Origin of the sequence: Pseudoduganella albidiflava, from assembly GCF_004322755.1 — a bacterium.
In the GTDB taxonomy this organism is placed as follows: Bacteria; Pseudomonadota; Gammaproteobacteria; order Burkholderiales; family Burkholderiaceae_D; genus Rugamonas; species Rugamonas albidiflava.
The window spans coordinates 2,140,583-2,159,303 of sequence record NZ_CP036401.1 but is presented as its reverse complement, the minus strand read 5'-3'; the positions used below and the strand labels follow the sequence as shown (position 1 = coordinate 2,159,303).

14 protein-coding genes and 1 tRNA gene are annotated in these 18,721 nt (G+C 66.5%); 6 read left to right on the top strand and 9 right to left on the bottom strand.

Translation table 11 applies throughout. The features are described 5' to 3' along the window. Positions 1-57: 57 nt before the first annotated feature. Complete coding sequence (locus tag EYF70_RS09075; RefSeq protein WP_131145108.1) at positions 58-4,191, bottom strand: CheR family methyltransferase; 4,134 nt, start codon at positions 4,189-4,191, stop codon at positions 58-60. Between the two features lie 209 nt (positions 4,192-4,400). Here EYF70_RS09075 and EYF70_RS09070 point away from each other — a divergent pair, with 209 nt between their 5' ends. Then, positions 4,401-5,981, top strand: a complete 1,581-nt coding sequence (locus EYF70_RS09070; RefSeq protein ID WP_131145107.1) for a class I adenylate-forming enzyme family protein — start codon at positions 4,401-4,403, stop codon at positions 5,979-5,981. 21 nt (positions 5,982-6,002) lie between these two features. Here the strand turns inward: EYF70_RS09070 and EYF70_RS09065 are convergent, their stop codons facing one another. Continuing rightward, positions 6,003-6,323 (bottom strand): hypothetical protein, encoded by a 321-nt coding sequence (locus EYF70_RS09065; protein ID WP_131145106.1) that lies wholly within the window; start codon positions 6,321-6,323, stop codon positions 6,003-6,005. Positions 6,324-6,652: 329 nt separating this feature from the next. On the opposite strand from EYF70_RS09065, the gene EYF70_RS09060 reads away from it, so the two are divergent. Both EYF70_RS09060 and EYF70_RS09055 read left to right on the top strand, forming a co-directional pair. Then, a complete protein-coding gene (locus EYF70_RS09060; protein WP_131145105.1) occupies positions 6,653-7,156 on the top strand; it encodes a MarR family winged helix-turn-helix transcriptional regulator in 504 nt (167 codons plus the stop codon). 9 nt (positions 7,157-7,165) lie between these two features. Beyond that, positions 7,166-8,113 carry a gamma-glutamyl-gamma-aminobutyrate hydrolase family protein gene (locus EYF70_RS09055; protein WP_131145104.1) on the top strand — a complete coding sequence of 316 codons (948 nt, stop codon included), beginning with the start codon at positions 7,166-7,168 and terminating at the stop codon, positions 8,111-8,113. Positions 8,114-8,363: 250 nt separating this feature from the next. On the opposite strand, the gene EYF70_RS09050 is transcribed toward EYF70_RS09055, so the two are convergent. Both EYF70_RS09050 and EYF70_RS09045 read right to left on the bottom strand, forming a co-directional pair. Next, a complete protein-coding gene (locus tag EYF70_RS09050; RefSeq protein WP_131145103.1) occupies positions 8,364-9,485 on the bottom strand; it encodes a YbdK family carboxylate-amine ligase in 1,122 nt (373 codons plus the stop codon). Between the two features lie 3 nt (positions 9,486-9,488). Next, entirely contained in the window at positions 9,489-10,670 is a 1,182-nt protein-coding gene (locus EYF70_RS09045) for a cation:proton antiporter (protein WP_131145102.1), read from the bottom strand. A gap of 211 nt (positions 10,671-10,881) precedes the next feature. Between EYF70_RS09045 and fghA the strand changes: the two genes are divergently transcribed. Beyond that, entirely contained in the window at positions 10,882-11,718 is an 837-nt protein-coding gene (gene fghA, locus EYF70_RS09040) for an S-formylglutathione hydrolase (protein ID WP_131145101.1), read from the top strand. A 55-nt stretch (positions 11,719-11,773) separates the two neighbouring features. Here the strand turns inward: fghA and EYF70_RS09035 are convergent, their stop codons facing one another. From EYF70_RS09035 to EYF70_RS09015, 5 genes are all read right to left on the bottom strand, one after another. Further along, complete coding sequence (locus EYF70_RS09035; RefSeq protein ID WP_131145100.1) at positions 11,774-12,355, bottom strand: DJ-1/PfpI family protein; 582 nt, start codon at positions 12,353-12,355, stop codon at positions 11,774-11,776. Positions 12,356-12,569: 214 nt separating this feature from the next. Next, positions 12,570-13,841, bottom strand: coding sequence for a glucan 1,4-alpha-maltotetraohydrolase domain-containing protein (locus tag EYF70_RS09030; RefSeq protein ID WP_131145099.1), 1,272 nt, complete (start codon positions 13,839-13,841; stop codon positions 12,570-12,572). A gap of 151 nt (positions 13,842-13,992) precedes the next feature. Beyond that, complete coding sequence (locus EYF70_RS09025) at positions 13,993-14,349, bottom strand: hypothetical protein (protein ID WP_131145098.1); 357 nt, start codon at positions 14,347-14,349, stop codon at positions 13,993-13,995. Positions 14,350-14,355: 6 nt separating this feature from the next. Then, complete coding sequence (locus tag EYF70_RS09020; RefSeq protein WP_131145097.1) at positions 14,356-15,318, bottom strand: chemotaxis protein; 963 nt, start codon at positions 15,316-15,318, stop codon at positions 14,356-14,358. Between the two features lie 252 nt (positions 15,319-15,570). Continuing rightward, a tRNA-Gly gene (locus EYF70_RS09015) sits at positions 15,571-15,646 on the bottom strand. Positions 15,647-15,925: 279 nt separating this feature from the next. Between EYF70_RS09015 and EYF70_RS09010 the strand changes: the two genes are divergently transcribed. Beyond that, on the top strand, positions 15,926-16,876 hold the full coding sequence (locus EYF70_RS09010) for a PEP-CTERM sorting domain-containing protein (RefSeq protein WP_131145096.1): 951 nt from the start codon (positions 15,926-15,928) through the stop codon (positions 16,874-16,876). A gap of 201 nt (positions 16,877-17,077) precedes the next feature. After that, positions 17,078-18,718, top strand: coding sequence for a Na+/H+ antiporter (locus EYF70_RS09005; protein ID WP_131145095.1), 1,641 nt, complete (start codon positions 17,078-17,080; stop codon positions 18,716-18,718). The last annotated feature ends 3 nt before the right edge of the window (positions 18,719-18,721 follow it).

Sequence of the window (18,721 nt, the reverse complement as noted above, 5' to 3'; positions counted from 1 at the left end):
AGGAGTGCCGTGCGGTCAGTGCGGTGGCCCACATTGACCGCCAGGTGATGGCCCCGGCTACCCGCGCGGCAGCAGCCGAAGCAGCCGTTCGTTCAACAATTCCAGCGTGACGGGCTTGGTCATGAAATCGGAGAAGCCGGCGGCGCGGGCGCGCTGGATGTCCTGCTCGCGGGCCAGGCCGCTCAGCGCGATCGCCGGCAGGCCTTGCAGCGCCGGCTGGGCGCGCACCGCCTGGATGAACTGGAAGCCATCCATGTCGGGCATGGACAGGTCGGAAATCACCACGTCCACGCGCTGCTCGCGCAGCAGTTCCAGCGCGCGCTGGCCGCTGGTGGTCACGAACACCTCGGCGCCCTCCAGTTCGAGCAGCGCCTGGAAGGTTTCCGCCGTGTCGTCGGTATCGTCGAGGACCAGCACGCGCCGCCCCGCCAGCGCACTGGCCTGGCCCGGCGTACTGTCGTTGTCGCCGGCGACCTGCCGGCCGGCCAGCGGCAGCCAGACAGTGAAACGGCTGCCCTTGCCGGGCCCTTCCGATGCGGCCGCCACCTGCCCGCCATGCAGCTCGACGAGCTGGCGCACCAGGGCCAGGCCAATGCCCAGTCCGGCCTTGCTGCGCACCGCCTGCAAACTGCCCTGGCGGTACATGCGGAATACGTCCGGCAGTTGTTCGGCCTGGATGCCGGCGCCGGTATCGGTCACGTCCAGCCGCGCCATGCCATCCTCGCGCACCAGCCGCAGCGTGACGGTGCCGCCGGCCGGCGTGAACTTCACCGCGTTGCTGAGCAAGTTCAGCATGACCTGCTCGATGCGCACCGGGTCGGCCGACACCACCAGCGGATCTTCCGGCAGCAGCACGCGCAGGGTCAGTCCCTCCACCACCGGATCGGCGCGCATCACCTCGACCAGCCGCGTGGCGGTATCGGCCAGGTCGATCTCGCGGCAGGCCAGCGCCAGCTTGCCTGTATTGACACGCGACATGTCCATCAGGTCTTCGATGATCTTGGCCTGGCTGGCCACGGAATTGCGGATGATCGAGGCGGCCCGCAGCGCCGGCGGCGATTGCCGCACGGCCGGCAGGCGCGCCAGCAGTTCCACGTTGATGTAGATGAGGTTCAGCGGATGGCGCAGCTCGTGCGACATCACGGCCAGGAACTCGTCCTTCAGCGCGCTGTCGGTCTCGGCCTGGGTGCGGCTGGCCTGCTCGGACCACAGCGCGGCTTCGCGGCGCCGCTCCTGCTGGGCGCGCGACGTCTGGTCGCGGGCGATCTTGGCAAAGCCGCGGAACTGGGCATTGTGCAGCGGGGTCGTCACGCCGGCACAATAGAAACGCGAGCCATCCTTGCGCAGGTGCCAGCGCTCGTCCTCGGCACGGCCTTCCTCGGTGGCGCGGCGGCGCTCGTCTTCCGGCGCGCCGCCGGCCACGTCTTCCGGCGTGAAGATCATGTCCAGGCTGGCGCCCACCGCTTCTTCCTCGCTCCAGCCGAAGGTGCGCTCGGCGCCCTTGTTCCAGCTGGTGACGCGGCCTTCGGCATCGGTGGTGACGATGGCATAGTCGTCGGTGCTTTCGGCCACCAGCCGCATCCACATCTCGCCGGTACGCACCTGCTCCTCCGCCTCGCGGCGGCGGGTGATGTCGAAGAACGTCATCACGGCGCCTTCGATCTTGTCCTCGGTGGTGCGGTAGGGCAGCAGGCGCACGATGTAGTAGCGGCCATCGCTGCTGCGCACTTCGCGCTCGACCGGGCGCAGCGTCTCGAACGTGGACAGCACGTCGCCGGCCAGCTGGTCGTAGTCGAGCCGGTGGGTGATGTCGAGCAGCGAGCGGCCGATGTCGGTGGGGATGATCGAGAAGATGTCCGCCGTGCGCGGCGTGAAGCGCTTGATGCGCATGGCCCGGTCGACGAAGACGGTGGCGATGTCGGTCGAGGCGATCAGGTTGTTCAGGTCGTCGTTGGCCTTGCCGGTTTCCTCGACCTTCACCTTCAGCTCGTAGTTGACGGTGATCAGTTCCTCGTTGACGGACTGCAGCTCTTCCTTCGAGGTTTCCAGCTCCTCGGTGGCCGAGCGCAGCTCCTCGTTGATCGCCTGCAGCTCCTCGTTCGACGCGCGCAGTTCCTCGTTGGAGACTTCGGCATGCTCGATGGTTTCCTGGAGCTTTTCCTTGCTGCGCTGCAGTTCCGCTTCCAGCTGTTCCAGCACCAGGTCCTTGTGCCGTGCCAGGGGCGCGGCGGCGCCGCTGGCGCCGGCCATGCGCGTCTCGTCGAACACTACCAGCATGAAATCCATGTTGGCCAGCTCGTCGTTGAACGGCCGCACCGCGATGCTCACATAGAAGTCCTGGTCGTCGCGCCTGACCGGCACGCGCTGGCCCTCGACGCTCTGGCTACTCTGCTGGGCCTGGAATAGCGCCGTGCGCAACTCCAGCCGCAATTCCGGCAAGACCAGCGCCAGCGCATTGCGCGATGGTTCGCCGCCGACATGGCGCAGGAAGCGCCCGGCGGTATCGGACATGTGCACGATATTGGTTTCGCGGTCTACAACCAGGCTGGGCGGCGCGAACCTTGCCAGCGCGCGCTGGTGCACGTCGGCATAGGAAAACTGGCGCCGTACGCCGCTCGCGACATGCGCCAGTTCCGGCATCCGGCTGATCGGCGCGTGCGACAGCACCGGCACGTAACGCGCCGCGCGGGAAAGCGGACGGGCCCGGTAGATGCGGTTCTTCTTATCAAACGGAACGAAAAATTCCGCCGCCGCGTCGGCCGATTCGGATGAGCCGAGGAACAGGAAGCCATCCGGCCGCAGCGCCGAATGGAACATCTGCATCACGCGCAGCTGCACGTCCCGGTTCAGGTAGATCAGCAGGTTGCGGCAGGAAATCATGTCCAGCTTGGAGAACGGCGGGTCGCGCAGCAGGTTGTGCGAGGCGAACAGGATACGGTCGCGCAGCGTCTTGCGGATGCGGTAGCGGTCGTCTTCCTTCGTGAAGAACTGGCGCATGCGCGCCGGCGGCACGTCCATCACGATCGAGGCCGGATAGACACCGGCGCGCGCGGTCGAGATCGCATGTTCGTCGATGTCGGAGGCGAACACCTGGACTTCCGGCGGGCGCTCCTTCTGGAGCGCGTGGTCGGCCAGCAGCATGGCCACCGAGTAGGCTTCCTGGCCGGTGGCGCACGCGGCCACCCAGACGCGCACCTGTTCGCCGCGCACCTTGCCGAGGAACAGTTCCGGAATCACTTCGCGCTCGAGCACCTCGAAGCTTTCCCGGTCGCGGAAGAAATTGGTCACGCCGATCAGCATGTCGTTGAGCAGCGCCTTGAACTCGCCCGGCTCGCGGTCGAGCAGCTGGGCATACTCGGGCAATGTGGCCACGCCTTTCACCTGCAGGCGCCGCTCGATGCGGCGCAGCACGGTGGCGCGCTTGTAGTTGCGAAAATCGTGGCCGGTGTGTGCGCACAGCATGGCGATCACGTTCTGCAGCGCGGCTTCGTCGTCGACCTTGTCTTCTTCCGCCACGGTGCCGATCGGCTCTTCGCCGTCGCCGAGGGGCGGCAGCTGGATATGGCGGGCGTTCTCCCACAGTTCCACCAGCTTGGCGGCCAGCTCGCCGGCCGGCAGCACGAAGTCGATCATGCCGGTGCCGATCGCCGCACTCGGCATGCCGTCGTGTTCCGCATCGGTGGGCTCCTGCGCCAGCGTCACGCCGCCCTCCTCCTTGATCCGCTCGATGCCCACCGCGCCATCGGAACCCGTGCCGGACAATACGACGGCGAAGGCGAGCTCGCGGTGGGCCATGGCCAGCGTGCGGAAGAACACGTCGATCGCCACGTGGTGGCCGGGCGTGCGCGCCAGTTCGGAGACACCGAGGTGGCCGTCGTCCATCGACAGTTGCTGGTTCGGCGCGATCACGTAGACGTGCTCCGGCTCGATGCGCACCCGCTCGGTGACCTGGATCACGGGCATGTACGTGGCCCGTTGCAGCACGTTGTCCGCCGAGCTTTCATGCCTGGGCGACAGGTGCAGGATCACGACGAAGGCCATGCCGTTTCCTGGCTGCACGCTCGCGAAAAACCGCAACAGGGCCTGCAGCCCGCCGGCCGAGGCACCCAGCCCCACGACGGGGAAGCGCAGGTGGCTGGGGTTGACGGCGGGTTCGGTGTCACTGCCCAGCGGCGTGGGGGTGTGCGGCATGGGGAATTGTCGTTGTATGGAAGGCACTGAAGTCTACTTCATTCATGTTACAAGGTTAAGCATAACCGTCTTAGACAAGGGCGCAAGCAAGCTTTTGACCACAACCGTGCCAAAAGGTTTTGTCGCGGACAGCGCCATGGTTGACACCGGCGTGCCCGGACGGCACACTGCCGCCCCTGCCACCCGCCCCTGCCCGCCTGTTCAGGACAATGACGTTCGCGCCACCGACTTCCATATTGCCAGCCACCCCGCCGGCCACACCGTCCGCTGCCCGGCCGGAGCGGCTGGCCGGCATGCTGGCCGCGCAAGCACTGAGGCAACCGCACGCCCCGGCGCTGCACGAGGGCGGCCGCGACATCGGCTACGGCGAGCTGTGGCAGGCGGTGCGGGACACGGCCGCGCAGCTGGGGGCGCTCGGCATACGGCCCGGCGACCGCGTGGCGGTGGTCGGCGAGAACTCACTGGCGCAAATCTGCCTGGTGTTCGCCGCGGGGTTGTGCGATGCGTGGATCGTCTGCCTCAACGCGCGGCTGGCGGCGCGCGAGGTCGACCAGGTCCTGGGCCATTGCGGCGCGCGCCGGGCGTTCTACACGGACGGCGTTTCGCCCGACGCTGCGGCGCATGGCGCACGGCATGGCGCGCTCCGGGTGCCGGCACCGGCGCCGGTGGGCCACTGGCTGGCCGGGCCGCTGAACCAGGCGGCGCGCCCGGAACCCGTGCATGCCGATGGCGGCCGCCAGTGCGCAGCGCTGCTGTACACGAGCGGTACCACCGGCCGGCCGAAGGGCGTGATGCTGTCGCACCGCAGCCTGCTGTACGTGGCGGAGATGTCGGCCACGCTGCGCCGCCTGGTGCCGGGCGACCGCGCCTGCGGCGTGCTGCCGCTGTCGCATGTGTACGGCCTGGCCTCGGTGCTGCTGGGCACCCTGCACGCGGGCGCCTGCCTGCACCTGCTGCCCCGCTTCACGCCGGACGGCCTGCTGGGCGCGCTGCGCAGCGGCGGCATCACCATCCTGCAGGGCGTGCCGGCGCTGTACGCGCGCCTGCTCGACGCGGCCGGCACGCCGGTGGCCCCGGCGCTGCGCTTCCTCTACGCCGGCGGCTCCCCGCTCACCCCGGCATTGAAGGCGCGTGTGGAAGCGGCGTTCGGCCTGCCGCTGCACAACGGCTACGGCATGACGGAAACCGCGCCGACGATCTGCCAGACCAGCCCGGACGCGCCGCGCGGCGATACCTCGGTGGGGCAGCCGATCCCCGGCGTGGAGACGCGCATCGGCGGCGGCGACGGGGAGGACGAAGGCGAACTGTGGGTACGCGGGCCGAATGTGATGCTGGGCTACTACCGCGACGCCGCGCAGACGGCCGCCGTGCTGCGGCCCGATGGCTGGCTGAACACGGGCGACGTGGTCCGCCACGGTGCCGGCGGCGCGCTGTTCATCGTCGGCCGCACGAAAGAGGTCATCGTGCGCTCGGGCTTCAACGTGTACCCGCTGGAAGTGGAAACGCTGCTGAACGAACACCCGCGCGTGGCGCAGGCGGCGGTGGTGGGCCGCCCCGCCGCCGCCGGCGACGAACAGGTGATCGCGTTCGTGGAAGCGCGCGGCGCGGCCGATGGCGCGTTGGCCGGCACGCTGCGCGGCTGGCTGGCCGGGCAGCTGGCACCGTACAAGGTGCCGGCGCACGTCGTGGTGCTGGCCGCCTTGCCCGCCGGCGCCACCGGCAAGGTGCTGAAGGCGGCACTGCGCGACATAGCGTGCGCGCCGGGCTTCCCTGGCGATATCTTGACGTAATCGTGGCGGACCGGCGCCTGGCTACCCGTGCACGAGCCTGGTGATTTCGATCAGGCGCTGCTGGTACTCGCGGCACAGTTCGGCGATCAGTGCGTGCAGCGCCTCGTCGGCGGGCTGGTAGATCAGCTGCCCGTCCGGCGTGCAGGCACAGAAGCCGCGCGCCGCCAGTTCCGTCACGATGGCGTCGGCCCGGGCGACGGAGGGCAGGTACAGCCGTTGCGCGATGGCTTCGGCGGTCCAGATCTGGCCGGGCGCGCCGTGCAGCAGCAACAGCGCTTCCAGGAACGGGACGGATGGCAGCGTCAACACGAAGCTGCGCAGTGCGGGACTGATCTCCTTCATCGGCTCTTTGCTTTGTAACGGACTACGTTGTAACGGCGGCGCGCCGGGCACGCCCTGCCGGCTTGCGCACATCGGCCGGCCAGTACGCTGCCGCCGGCGATCCGGGCGGCAATGTGCGGTTGACGCTGTGTGGTCGAGTAAACCATTCGGGCCTCCCGCGCGTTGCTTGCCAACGTCCTGTACGGCCGCTGACGAGCTGTCGTGCGCGGCCGCATACCAGCCGTCACATGCCTGGAATGCCGACCGCGGGGCGGAAGTCCGATGGACGAAACCGAAATTATATTCCTAAAAATATATTCATGCCACGCAGCAAGGGAGAAGCGCAAGCCATGAGGAGTACCGAGAAAGCCGACCGCCAGCCAGCCGGACCGTCGCCGCACCTGGAGGCGCTGCAGAAGCTGCGCATCGTGATCCGCGCGGCGCAGCGCCACTCGCTGTGGGTCGAAAAGCAGTGCGGCGTGAATGGCGCGCAGCTGTGGATCATGCAGGAGCTGGCCGAGACGCCGGGCCTGCGCGTGGGCCAGGTCACGGCGCGGCTGGCGATCGCGCAAACCACCACCAGCAACCTGCTCGAAGGGCTGGTACGGAAGGGCTACGTCGTCAAGACGCGCGACTCCGATGATGCGCGTGTGGTAAAACTGGCACTGTCCGCACCGGGACTGGCCCTGCTGGATGCCGCCCCGAAGCCGGCGCGCGGCCTGTTGCCGGAAGCGCTGGCCAAGCTGGACGTGGCCGGACTGGCCAACCTGAACGCGGGCCTGCAGGGCCTGCTGGAATCGATCGAAGACCTCGACGAAGAGTTCGGCCTGCAGCCGCTGCCCTTCACGATGTAAAGGAACCGTATGGAAGACGAGCGCCGGCAGGATCGGCGCGGGGCAGACCGGGAGTTCAGCCGCCGCAAGGAAGATTCGCCACGTTACCTGGACCCCGGCGATTCGGTGTTCACCCTGTGGGGCCGTGTGATCCGCGCCCGCTACCAGCGGCTGGCCGCGGCGCTGACGCGGCGCGTGATGCAGCGGCCGCTGCGCATCGGCATCTCGGCGCGCATTTTCCACCCCGAGGCGGGCGCCACGGGGCTGCGCAGCAAGAACCTGCAATACCTGGAAGAGTCGATCGCGCACTGGGTGATGTCGCGCGACGTGCTGGTGTTCATGATCCCCACCGTGAACACCAGCGGCCTGCTGCACCCCTCCAATATCCGGCTGCGCGACTACGCGCGGCACCTCGACGGCCTGGTGCTGCAGGGCGGCGCCGACGTGTCGCCGCACACCTATTCCGAAGCGCCGACGCGCCCGGAATGGAGCGGCGACCGCGCCCGCGACATGTACGAGCTCGAACTGCTGCATGAATTCGTGGAAGCCGGCAAGCCCGTGCTGGGCATCTGCCGCGGCTGCCAGCTGATCAACGTGGCCTTCGGCGGCACGCTGTACCAGGACATCGCCACCGACGTGCCGACCGCCATGCCCCACGTGCACGACGACTACGACCGGCACCGGCACGAGATCAGCTTCCCGCCCGGCTCCTCGCTGGCCAAGCTGTTCCGGGAAACCGCGGGCGGCGTGGTGAACTCGATCCACCACCAGGCCGTCAAGACGCTGGGGCGCGACATGGACGTGGAAGCGGTGTCGGTGCCGGACGGGATGATCGAGGCGATCCGCTACCGCAAGGCGCCGTTCGTGATGGGCCTGCAGTGGCACCCCGAATTCCACCGCGCCGGCGGGCAGGAGCTGCTGGACTGCACGGGCATTCTCGACAGTTTCCTGCGCGTGGCGCGGGAGACGCGGTTTTGACCTGTGCCCTCGAGGGTCTGGTCTCGGACACTTTTTCAAACAGTTAGGGACGGAAGCCAAACAGATGGGGACGTTAAGTCAAGTGTCACCCAACGCATTGAAAGCGCATGCATTCACCCCAACGGCGAAGGGCTGGGGTCAGACCCGCCGGGTCTGACCCCGGAGTTTGCACTTGGGTGGGCTTATCCAAGCGGCAGAAGGGTCCGGCTCCTGTTTCAACACCAGTGTCCGACACCAAGCCCGGCCACCGTCAGCGCCGGCCGCGGAAACGCTGCACGGCGGCATCCACGATGCCTTCCACGCTGCCGCTGGCGGCGAACTGGTCGCGCAGGTATTGCGCATCGCTGCCCATGTGCGTCACCTGCATCAGGTGGTTCAGCGCGGCGCCGCCGCCCAGCTTCTCGGCATACGGGTCCATGCGCCGCAACGTGGTGAGGATATCCTCGCGCAGCGACAGGCTCTCGTAGGTCTTCGGGTGCACGATGGTGCCGTCGAGCCCGAAGCGGCAGGCCTGGAAGCGGTTGTAGTTGTAGACCAGGTAATCGTCTTCGGCCGGCGCTTCTTCCTTGCGGTCCAGCAGGTAGGCGCACAGCGCCTGCAGGTACGAGGCCAGCGCCGCGGCCCGTTCCACCGTCAGCGGCGTGTCGCACACGCGCAGCTCGATCGTGCCGTATTCGGGCTTGGGCCGCAGGTCCCAGTAGAAGTCCTTCATGCTCTTGATGACGCCCGTGTGCTCCATCTTGGCGAAGTAGCCGTTGGCGAAATCGTCCCAGGACAGCGTGAACGGCGCGCGGCCGCTCATCGGGAAGGCGAACACGGAATTCAGCCGCGCCGAGTTGAACAGCGTGTCGCCACCCTGCACGAACGGCGACGAGGCCGACAGCGCGATGAAGTGCGGCAGGTAGCGCGACAGCGAGTGCAGCAGGAACAGCGCGTTGTCGCCATTGCCGGTGCCGATGTGCACGTGCTGGCCGAACACGGTGAACTGCTTGGCCAGGTAGCCGTACAGCGACGACACTTCCTTGAAGCGGGGTTTCTCGAAGATGCGGCGGTCCACCCACTTCTGGAACGGGTGCGTGCCGCCGCCGCAGATGCCGATGTTGAGCCGCTCGGCCGCGTCCACCAGCGTATCGCGCACCTCGTGCAGCTGGGCCAGCAGCTCGCTGTGGCGGGTGTGCACGTCGCTGTTAATCTCGATCATGCTTTCCGTGATCTCCGGCGTCACGTGGCCGGGGAACGGCTTTTGCGCCAGCAGGTGCAGCAGGTCCGGGCTCGACGCGGTGAGGTCGTAATCCGAAAAACTGACCAGCTGCAGCTCCAGTTCCACGCCCATCGTCAACGGCGTCGATTCCTTGAACGGTTCCAGTGCCATCGCTTATACCTCCTTCGACGTTTCGCGGGCCCAGATCAGGGCACGCTGGGTGATGATGGGACCGAGCACTTCCATGAACACGGTCATCGCCGCCACGGCCGCCAGCTCGTCGACCAGCACGACCCCGGAATTCTTTGTCTGTTCGAGCAGCAGCACCACGAACACGGACATCGGCGCCAGCGCCATGCCGGTGGCCAGCCCCTTGCGCCACGGGATGCCGGACAGCTGCGAGAACGCGGCCACGCCGGCCGTCTTCACGACGAAGCGGGCCAGCAGCAGCACGAAGGCAAGCATGCCGCCATTGACCACGTTATCCCACGACAGCGTGGACACGGCGAACACGAACAGCAGGATCGCCAGCAGTTCGCCGATGGCGCCGAAATTGCGCTGCGTGCGCGTGAAGGCCACGCGGCGGTGGCGCGCCGTCAGGCCGAAGGCCAGCGTGGCCAGCACGGGCGACAGGTCGGTGGCATGCGTGATCGCGACGAGGATCACGACTACCAGCGCGAATGCCAGCGTGCCTTCGCGCGCGAGGTTACCCAGGTGACGCAGCACGGCCGGTACCAGCATGCCGCACACCGCGCCCAGCAGCGCCGACGAGACCAGTTCGATCGCGCTCAGCGAAATCGCCTGGGTCAGGCTGCCGGAGGTCTCGAACACCCAGAAGCCGACGATGACCTTGAACGTGAGCACGGCCAGCACGCAGTTCAGCGCCACCAGGTGCAGCACGCGCTCGGTGACCTGCCCGGAGCTGCGTGCCTCGTTGACGACGCGCAGCACGCCGGCCGGCGATGTCGACATCGCCAGCGAAGCGAGCAGCAGCGCCGTCATCGACGGCACGCCCCACGCGCTGGCGATCAGGTAGACCACGGCGAAGGTGGCGAAGGTCTCGGCCAGGCCGCTGATCGCCACCCAGGGGTTGACCCGCAGCCAGTTCAGGTTGACCCGGTAACCCAGCTCGAACAGGATGAGGCCGAACGCGACGTTGGCCATGACGATGACGGGATTGCCCGATTCCGTGGCGAACAGCTCCGGGAATGCCTGGGCACACAAGAAGCCGACCAGGCCATACACACTGATACGGGGAAGGCGGGTCCAGCGGTGAATGAATTCGCCGGCAAGCCAGGCGAGCAGTACAGCGAGCGGCCACGCGAGATCGGCCGAGATTACCAGGAAATCTGGCATAGGGTTCCTCCTGTTGTTGAATACTTGGGCCGGGCAGGATCGGCAGAAACTACATTTGCGCAAATGTAGTTCATGATGACCGGTGATGCAAGAAAAACTCATCCGTTAGATGACTATATAGCAAGATCGGCCGTGACGTCGCACCCCTCGGGGCGAGCTGCGCGGTGTGCAGTACAATGCGGACACTTATCGATATGCCAAGGGGATCACCATGCTCGAACTGGTCAGCGAACACGCCTGCCACGGCGGCGTGCAGCGTTTCTACAAGCACGACGCGCAGGCGACCGGGCTGCCGATGCGCTTTTCCGTCTTCATCCCGCCGCACGCCGGCGACGCGAAACTGCCGGCGCTGTTCTACCTGGCGGGGCTGACGTGCACCGAGGAGACGTTCGCCATCAAGGCCGGCGCCCAGCGCGTGGCGGCCGAACTGGGCCTGGTGCTGGTGGCGCCGGATACCAGCCCGCGCGGCGCCAATGTGCCCGGTGAAACGGATGCATGGGATTTCGGCGCGGGCGCCGGCTTCTATCTCGACGCCACGCAGCAGCCCTGGGCCACGCACTACCGGATGGAGAGCTATATCCACGAGCTGCGCGAACTGGTGGTACGCGAGTTGCCGGTCGACGGCGGCCGGATCGGCATCTTCGGCCATTCGATGGGCGGCCACGGCGCGCTGACGCTGGCGCTGCGCCGGCCGGAGCTGTTCAAGTCGGTGTCGGCATTCGCGCCGATCGCCGCGCCGAGCCAGTGCCCGTGGGGCCGCAAGGCGTTCACGGGCTACCTGGGCACCGACGAATTCACGTGGGCCGAACACGATGCCACGGTGCTGATGGCGCACCGCTGCACACCGTTTCCGAACGGGATCCTCATCGACCAGGGGCTGGGCGACAAGTTCCTGCACGAGCAGCTGAAACCCGAACTGTTTGAAACGGCCTGCGCGGCGGCCAGCCAGCCGCTGACGCTGCGCCGGCATGCCGGCTACGACCACGGGTACTACTTCATCGCCACGTTCATCGAAGACCACCTGCGCTGGCACGCGCCGCAGCTGTAGCGGCGGTTTTGACGCCCGCTGCCGTGCGCCGCGGGCGGGTCAGGGCGCGGGCGGCTCAGAGCTTGATTTCCGTGCCCAGCTTGCGCAGGAATTGCGCGATCCATTGCGGATGCGCGGGCCATGCCGGCGCGGTGATGAACTGCCCGTCGGTGACGGCGGCGTCGACGGCGATGTCGGCGAATTCGGCGCCGGCCAGCTTCACTTCGGGCGCGCAGGCGGGATAGCAGCTGATCTTGTGGCCGCGGATGACATCCGCCGCCGCCAGCAACTGCGCGCCATGGCACACCGCGGCGATGGGCTTGCCGCTTTCCGCGAACTGCCTGACGATCTCGATCACGCGGGGATTCAGGCGCAGGTATTCCGGCGCGCGGCCGCCGGCGATCGCCAGCGCATCGTAGTTCGCCACGTCCACCTCGTCGAACGCCGCGTTCAGCGCGAACTGGTGGCCCGGCTTTTCCGTGTAGGTCTGGTCGCCCTCGAAATCATGGATCGCCGTCTTGATCTTGTCGCCGGCCTTCTTGCCGGGACACACCGCGTGCACCGTATGCCCCACCGCCTGCAGCGCCTGGAACGGCACCATGGTTTCGTAGTCTTCGGCGAAATCGCCGGTCAGGAACAGAATGGATTTTGCTGCCATGCTTGCCTCCTACTGGACACCAGTTAATGGAAAGTCAATCATAGCACCGAAAAAACAGTGGCCAGGGAACGGTGACGGTCACCAATTCATTCGACCAGTTCAAGCCGGATTCGCCAGCGGCTGCGCACGCGGCCAGCGTGTCGCGGGGTGCTGCGCCCGCGTCGTTCGCCGGATCCTCAAGCAAACAGGCGCGGACGGCGCGAGACGAAAAACCTTATTTCATCCAGACGGCGTAATTATTCCCCGATGCCTGCAAGGTCCAACCGCTGCCCGGGCTCCAGCTGTTCGGCCCGATCTTCATGGCCAGCTGGCGTGAACTCCCGGTAACGATCGCCGCATACAGCCCCTGTGTGGCCTGCTGGATCGCCACGGCGGAGGTGGAGTGCACACCGGCCGCCTTGCGCGCGTTGATCAGCGCGGCAATCGGCGTCCGCAAATTCCAGTCGTAGACGTGCGGGTAATACACGGTCGGAATGCCCGGATGGGACAGGATGTAGGCATAGCCTTCCATCACGCTGCCGCAGGGGACCGGCCAATGGTTCTGGCCCGTGCCGCAGCTTTCGGACGGACCGGTGTCGTGGTTGTCGACGAAGGTGACCGACATGGCCGGCCACCAGCCCAGCGCGCCCTGCGGCTTGCCGCTGCTGTCCTTCAGGCGCCAGTAATTGCCGTTGGCCAGGGCGTCGTTCAGGATCGCCTTGGTGGTGAAGTCGAATGCGCCGCACGACTGGCCGGTGCCGTCGATCCAGTTCATGATGGCTTGCCGGTGCGCGTTCATGTCGTTCGGATTGAAATCGCCCCACAGCTCGCCCACGCAGAAGTCCGGCGCGAACGCGTTCGAATACTTGCCGGCGTACGCGGCGCTGAAACCCTTGACGTAGTCGAACCGCAGGCCGGTGAAGCCGGCCGGCTTGATCGTGCCGTTCAGCCAGGTGACGATGCCGTTCTGGACTTCTCCCGTGTTCGTGTGGTCGAGATCGCGCCCGGCCGAAAATCCGTCGCCCGTATCGCCGCTACCCTGGCCGCAATTGCATTCGTCGCCATTGACCACGGCGGCCTTGCTCCATGTCGGATTGGTGAAGTCGGCCCAGCTCGTGGTGCCCACCCGGTGGTTGACGACGATGTCGGCGATCGACTGGACGCCGCGGGCCTTGAAGGCCGCCACGACGTTCGTCAATTCGGCCTGGCTGCCGTAGGCGGACGTGAGCGAGTTGAGCTGGCGCGGCAAATAACCCTCGCGGGCGGCCGAATCGGAAGACGGCGGGAACCACACATGGGTGATGCCCAGCGCGGCCACGTCGTCGACGCGGTCGAACAGCGTGTTGTACCAGTCCGGCCGGGTATGGCCGGACGAATTCCAGTGGAAGCCCTGCAGCATGATGGCCTTGCTGCCACCGGCCTGCTGGGCTGGCGTGGCAGCCTGGGCGTGCGGCAGGGCCGCGAACATGCCGGCCGCGAGCGCGGCCGTGACGATGCGTTTCTTCATTGGTATCTCCTCCAAGGTTTGATCAGACCTGCCCGCACCCGTCGTGCCGGGGCACGTTGCAGATAAGTAGTCTGACTACATACCCCGTGTAGTCCGTGTTGTGGATCTTGTATCTGGGGTAAACGGATTCTTGTGTAAACGTGGGGGAGAGTCAATCGAATTCGTCTATTGTGATGTAGTTTGAATACATCCATGGCGACGAATTCGCGGCAAATTTGCCAGCAGCTGCTACCGCGGCCGGCAGCAGGGTGCTCTGGGGCGTCGAGCGTACGCCGCCGGGCGCCGCGTGGGGTGTTTCAGGCCCTTGCTCGGGCGCTGGCGCATCTGGCGGCACAGCGCCCTGTTTGCCGTCGGCCTGGCTGGCATGCTTGCAGCGGTCCAGGAAGTAATTCCCAGCACAAAATGCGTGGCTGCATTCCAGTAGCGCGAGGGCTCGGGATGCGGCAGGCAATAAAAAAACCGGGCCTCGGCCCGGTTTCGTGCGCTGCGCCGGATCGGCGCGCGGCATGCCGTCTTACGCGTCCTTCTTGTGCAGTACGCTCTTGATGGTGGTCGCCAGGTCCTCGGCCACGAACTTGGCCACGTAGGCATCGGCGCCCACGCCCTTGACGTGGTCTTCGTTGGTCTTGCCGGACAGCGAAGAGTGGATCACTACCGGGATCTTCGAGAAGCGCGGGTCCTGCTTGATCTTGCGGGTCAGCGTGAAGCCATCCATTTCCGGCATTTCCAGGTCGGTCAGCACCAGGGCCACGCGATCGGCAACGTCGATGCCTTCGGCCTTGCAGCCCACGGCGATGCTGTTCAGCTTGTCCCAGGCTTCCTTGCCGGACTTCGTCATCACGAACGGCGCGTGCATGGCCTGCAAGCCCTGCTCGATCAGGTTGCGGGCCACGACGGAATCGTCGGCGGCCAGGATGAAGGCGCCCTGCTTCAGCGCGATGGTGGGAATCGATTCCGGATCCACTTCCTTGCCTTCGGCGGGCACCATGCGGCGCAGGATGGTTTCCACGTCCAGCACCTGGGCCAGGCGCGTGCCGCTGGTATCGCCATCGAGGCGGGCGATCGACGTCACCATGCCGGTCGCGTTGCTGCCTTCCGCGGTCAGCACCTGGCTCCAGTCCAGGCGCACGATTTCATCCACCGATTCGACGGCGAAGGCCTGCGTGGTGCGGGCGAATTCCGTCACCAGCATGATGTTCAGGCCCGTCTTCGGCTTGACGCCGACGATCGCCGGCAAGTCCATCACGGGAATGATCTGGCCGCGCAGGTTCACCACGCCCAGCATGTGCGGCTGCGCGCCGGCCACCGCCGTCACGGGCGGCATCGCGACGATTTCGCGGATCTTGAACACGTTGATGCCATACAGCTCCGAACGGTCGCCATTTTCGTCGCCACCGAGGCGGAACAGCAGCAGTTCGAATTTGTTCGTGTTGGTGAGGTTGGTGCGTTCGTCGATTTCCTGCTGTACGCTTTTCATCTGTAAATCCCCGGTGTCAAGGCTGGCCGCGATGCGGCGTCGATGGGAGGCAGTATAGGCGAGAAAATTGCGCGCACCACCGTTCCTGTACATTAAGACAATGCAGAATAGTGCCGAGAAACAACAGTATTGCAACCGGCCGCGCGATGAGGCATTCCGCCCGCTGAACCACGGCGGGGATTGGAAAACGGCGGGGAAAGGAAAACAGAAAAAACAACGAAAACGGCAGCCCGAAGGCTGCCGTCTGAATCCTGGAGCGGGAGAAGAGTCTCGAACTCTCGACCTCAACCTTGGCAAGGTTGCGCTCTACCAACTGAGCTACTCCCGCAGAAGAGGCATGATTATGCCAGAACGTTTTGATCATTACCAGAGTCAATTGCAAAGGCGCAGCCGTGTCCCGCAGCCATCGCCGGCTCGTCACTCCCGGACCGATCGCCCGCGAACCAGGCCAGCCACCGTCGGCATTCTTTGCACTTTCGCCAGGGAAGCGGCCGCGACATCGCCAACCCATTGAAGTTGCAACACAAATTTCTCTGGCACCAATAATGCTCCGTGGATAGCCAACCCGGTCTGCACCGGGTCACGCAACCAACCCTAGGGGCAAAAAATGACTCGACCCAACACGATCCGACGCAACATGACGCTTCTCGTGGCAGCCGCGGCCGCCACGTTCGGCATGGCACCGGCCAGCGCCGGCACATTCGCCTCGGCCATCCTGGACATCAACAACTTCAGGATCCTGAAGAGCGGCGGCGCCCAGTACCAGAACGCGGACTTCATCAAACTGGTCGGCGTCAACGATGCGCACGCCACGGCTTCGCTGAACAATACACTGGTCAGCAAGTCGGCCATCGGCCCCCGGCCCGACGTGGCGCACCAGTGCGTGGGCACCCCCTGCCCGGCCTTCGGCGAGAACAATTTCACGCCATTTCATGCGGTCAAGCCGATGCTGGGCAACTTCGGCTACGCGGACCAGAATTTCATCGGCTCCGCCATCCTGGTGAATGGCGCGGCCACCGGCGCCCGATCGCAGACGCGGGCCGACGTGGCCACTTCCCAGAACATGCAGTTCGCCAACAGCAACTCGTCGGTCGGCAGTTCGAACACGATGCTGTTCCGGCTCAACAGCAACGATACGATGACCTTCTCGTTCGACGCCACCGCGTTCGCGATGGCGTATGCGTCGCCCGAAGGACGGCCCGTCACAACCGCCAACGCCCGCATTTCCTGGAGCGTGAACATCGTCGACCTGAAGACCAATGCGCTGGTGTTCCACTACGCGCCCCAGGAGATCAACGGCATGGCGACGGTCAGCCGCACCCATGGCAACAACGGCACGTCACTGTACACGCTCCCCGAAGGCACGAAGCACCTGCAAGAGACCTCGCAGAAACTGCTGGCGGACCGCGACTACCAGATCACGGTGCAGCACAACACGCTGGTCAGCGCGCTGCAGCAGGAAGTGCCGGAACCGGCCTCGCTGGCCCTGCTCGGCACCGGCATGGTCGCGATGGCGATCGGCCGCCGCCTGCCCCGCCGTCCCCGGCCACGCACCTGAGCCACCATGCCACGCGCCTGAGCACCCTTCCCTCCTGTTGGCCCGCGGACCCTGCCGCGGGTTTTTTTTGGGCCGCGATCCGGCGCCCCCACCGCGGGGATCCTCCTTTGCCCCGCCCGCCGCGCCTCATCCTCCTATAATTGCACTGGTTCACTAATTAACAACCTTGCGGTCAAGGGCAACGGGGAGCAAGTCGCAACAATGGATTCGATCGAAATCGTACTGGCCATGCTGCTGGCCGTGGTGGCCAGCGCCTACCTGGTCCGGGTATTGCCGGTGGCCCTGCCCCTGCCGCTCGTGCAGATCGGCCTGGGCGCCGCCATCGCCGGCTATACGGGCCATGGCGTGCAACTCGATCCCGGCCTGTTCTTCCTGCTGTTCCTGCCGCCGCTGCTGTTCCTGGATGGCTGGCGCATTCCCAAGAGCGGCCTGTTCCGCGACAAGGGCATCATCCTCGAACTGGCCTTCGGCCTCGTCATCTTCACCGTGCTGGGCGCCGGGTTCCTGATCCACTGGCTGATCCCGGCGATGCCGCTGCCGGTCGCCTTCGCGCTGGCCGCCATCGTGTCGCCCACCGATCCGGTGGCCGTCGGCTCGATCGCCTCGCGCGCGCCGATCCCGAAGCGGCTGATGCACATCCTCGAAGGCGAATCGCTGCTCAACGATGCGAGCGGCCTGGTATGCTTCCGCTTCGCCGTGGCCGCCGCGATGACGGGCACGTTCTCGCTGACGCAGGCATCGATGACCTTCGTCTGGCTGGTGGCGGGCGGCATCGCGGCCGGTGTCGGCGTCACGCTGCTCGTCACGTGGGCGCAGCGCTGGCTGTTCCGGCAATTCGGCGAGCCGGCGGGATCGCCCATCCTGGTCAACCTGCTGATCCCGTTCGGTGCCTACCTGGCCGCCGAACATGCCCATGCCTCCGGCATCCTGGCCGCCGTCTCGGCCGGCGTCACGATGAGCTACGTGGAACTGTCCGGCCAGGTGATGGCGGCCACCCGCATCCAGCGCTCGGCCGTCTGGGACACCGTGCAGTTCGCGCTGAACGGCGTGATGTTCGTGCTGCTGGGCGAACAGCTGCCGGACATCCTGCACGGCGCCCGCGTGTCGCTGGACCAGAGCGGCCACCTGAACCCGTGGTGGCTGGTGCTGTATGCGTTCGCGATCTCGTTCGGCCTGCTCGCGCTGCGCTTCATCTGGGTCTGGACCACGCTGCGCGTCACGCTGTACCGCAAGAGCCTGCGCGGCGAGGAACCGGCGCGGCCGCCGCTGCGGTTGCTGCTGGCCACCTCGCTGGCCGGCGTAAGGGGCGCGATCACGCTGGCCGGCGTGATGACGCTGCCGCTGGCCCTGCCCTCCGGCGCGCCCTTCCCCGCCCGCGACCTGACGATCTTCCTGGCCTCCACCGTGATCCTCATCTCGCTGGTGCTGGCCAGCGTGGCGCTGCCCCGGCTGCTGGCCGGCATGGAATTCCCCGAGGAGCCGGCCGAGCGGCAGGAAGAAGACCTGGCGCGGCGCGAAGCCGCCAGCGCCGCCATCGCCGCCGTCGAGCGGGCCCAGATGGAACAGCTGCAGGGTGGCCTCGACGCCGACATGTATCCGGAAGCGGCGGCGCGCGTGATCGCGCTGTACCAGCACCGCCTCGACAGCACTGCCGCGATCGACGACGAGGACGTGGCGCGCTACCGCAAGCTCGCCGGCGCCGAACGCGTGCTGCGCCTGGCCGCGCTGCAGGCCGAGCGCCGCACCATCTTCAGCCTGGCGCGCCACGAGCACATTTCCGACGAGATCTCGCGCAAGCTGGTGCGCGAGATCGACCTCGTCGAAGCGCGGCACAAGCAATGATGG

Coding starts and splice junctions, on each gene's coding strand:
- EYF70_RS09075 (WP_131145108.1), bottom strand. CDS start 4,191: ATGCCGCACACCCCCACGCCGCTGGGCAGTGACACCGAACCCGCCGTC.
- EYF70_RS09070 (WP_131145107.1), top strand. CDS start 4,401: ATGACGTTCGCGCCACCGACTTCCATATTGCCAGCCACCCCGCCGGCC.
- EYF70_RS09065 (WP_131145106.1), bottom strand. CDS start 6,323: ATGAAGGAGATCAGTCCCGCACTGCGCAGCTTCGTGTTGACGCTGCCA.
- EYF70_RS09060 (WP_131145105.1), top strand. CDS start 6,653: ATGAGGAGTACCGAGAAAGCCGACCGCCAGCCAGCCGGACCGTCGCCG.
- EYF70_RS09055 (WP_131145104.1), top strand. CDS start 7,166: ATGGAAGACGAGCGCCGGCAGGATCGGCGCGGGGCAGACCGGGAGTTC.
- EYF70_RS09050 (WP_131145103.1), bottom strand. CDS start 9,485: ATGGCACTGGAACCGTTCAAGGAATCGACGCCGTTGACGATGGGCGTG.
- EYF70_RS09045 (WP_131145102.1), bottom strand. CDS start 10,670: ATGCCAGATTTCCTGGTAATCTCGGCCGATCTCGCGTGGCCGCTCGCT.
- fghA (WP_131145101.1), top strand. CDS start 10,882: ATGCTCGAACTGGTCAGCGAACACGCCTGCCACGGCGGCGTGCAGCGT.
- EYF70_RS09035 (WP_131145100.1), bottom strand. CDS start 12,355: ATGGCAGCAAAATCCATTCTGTTCCTGACCGGCGATTTCGCCGAAGAC.
- EYF70_RS09030 (WP_131145099.1), bottom strand. CDS start 13,841: ATGAAGAAACGCATCGTCACGGCCGCGCTCGCGGCCGGCATGTTCGCG.
- EYF70_RS09025 (WP_131145098.1), bottom strand. CDS start 14,349: ATGCCGCGCGCCGATCCGGCGCAGCGCACGAAACCGGGCCGAGGCCCG.
- EYF70_RS09020 (WP_131145097.1), bottom strand. CDS start 15,318: ATGAAAAGCGTACAGCAGGAAATCGACGAACGCACCAACCTCACCAAC.
- EYF70_RS09010 (WP_131145096.1), top strand. CDS start 15,926: ATGACTCGACCCAACACGATCCGACGCAACATGACGCTTCTCGTGGCA.
- EYF70_RS09005 (WP_131145095.1), top strand. CDS start 17,078: ATGGATTCGATCGAAATCGTACTGGCCATGCTGCTGGCCGTGGTGGCC.